Genomic DNA, 1,286 nt, shown 5'->3' with positions numbered 1-1,286 from the left:
GATCCGGCGTATTCGCTGCCTGCTGTTCAAACAGGGTACTTAACGTTTGGTCCTGTGCGTATCCGGTTCCGCTTATGTGATGCGCCTGCGGGTCGTTGAACACCTTCAGAATCTGCTCGCTTTCTTCTGCCGTAATCAGTTCGATTTCTCCCAGCTTCACATCCGGGTTCGCCGCCACGGCTTCAGCCAGCCGGATGAAGTGGCGTGTCATTCGTTCCACGGTTTCCCGTTGATACAATGCGGTTGCATATTGCAGGCCGAACTGGATGCCTGCCTCTTCCTCACTCGCTTCCAGCGTTAAATCAAACTTCGCTGGCGTTTGCTCCAATCCGTATGGACGGAAGCTCAGGTTGGTCAGCTGCAGCTCGCCTTCCTCGGTGGTTTGCAGCGTAAACATCGTATCGAACAGCGGGTTGCGGCTCATATCCCGCTTCACATTCAGTTTTTCCACCAGCTCTTCAAACGGATAGTCCTGGTGCTCGTAAGCTTGCAGCGCACGCGTCTTCACATCCTCCACGAAGCTGCGGAAGCTTTGCTCTGCTGTCGGATAGTTCCGCAGTGCCAGCGTGCCGACGAACATCCCGATCATCGGCTCCAGATCCGCATGCGGCCGTCCGGCAATCGGTGTGCCGACCACAATGTCTTCTTGGCCGCTGTATTGATGCAACAGCGCGGTGTACGCCGCCAGCAGCACCATATACAGCGTAGAGCCTGTTTGCGCCGCTAGCTCCTTAAGGCGTTCGCTGACTTCACGCTCCAGTCCAAAGACGACCGTATCCCCTGCGGTACTCCGCACCGCCGGTCGGGCAAAGTCGCTTGGCAAATCCAGCACCGGCAGCTCGCCCCGGAAGGTGTCCAGCCAGTATGCTTCCTGACGCTGCATCCACTCCTGATGGGCTTCGCTTTGCTGCCATACCGCATAGTCCTTATACTGAATCCGCAATGGGGACAGCTCTTCGCCGCCATACAAGCGGACAAATTCATCGGTCAGTACCCCCATGGACACCCCGTCAGAGACGATGTGGTGCATATCCAGCATGAGCAGATGCTGTGGTTCTTGCTCCGGTCCTTGTACGCCCAGGTCCACCACGCCTACCCGCAGCAGCGGAGCGGTTTGCAGATTGAACGGACGTACAAAGCGTCGCACCAGCTCTTGCGTATCTGGACTGACCATCGTGCCCGTAGTCAGACCTGTAAGTGCAGTCGTATCTCCGGCCTGTACCTTCGCATACTCCACCGCAAACGGCACGGTGTCCTCAATCCATTGCATCGGATCACCGTCCACC

The 1,286-nt window shown here is 57.2% G+C and carries 1 protein-coding gene; it reads right to left on the bottom strand.

What is annotated here, in order from left to right; translation table 11 throughout:
• On the bottom strand, nt 1-1,286 hold a 1,286-nt coding region (locus JO375_RS08740; protein ID WP_229524100.1), incomplete at both ends, for a condensation domain-containing protein.

It is taken from the genome of Paenibacillus farraposensis (assembly GCF_020736845.1).
Lineage (GTDB): Bacteria > Bacillota > Bacilli > Paenibacillales > Paenibacillaceae > Paenibacillus > Paenibacillus farraposensis.
Note: the sequence above shows the minus strand (reverse complement) of the source record. Positions and strands in the feature narration are given on the sequence as shown.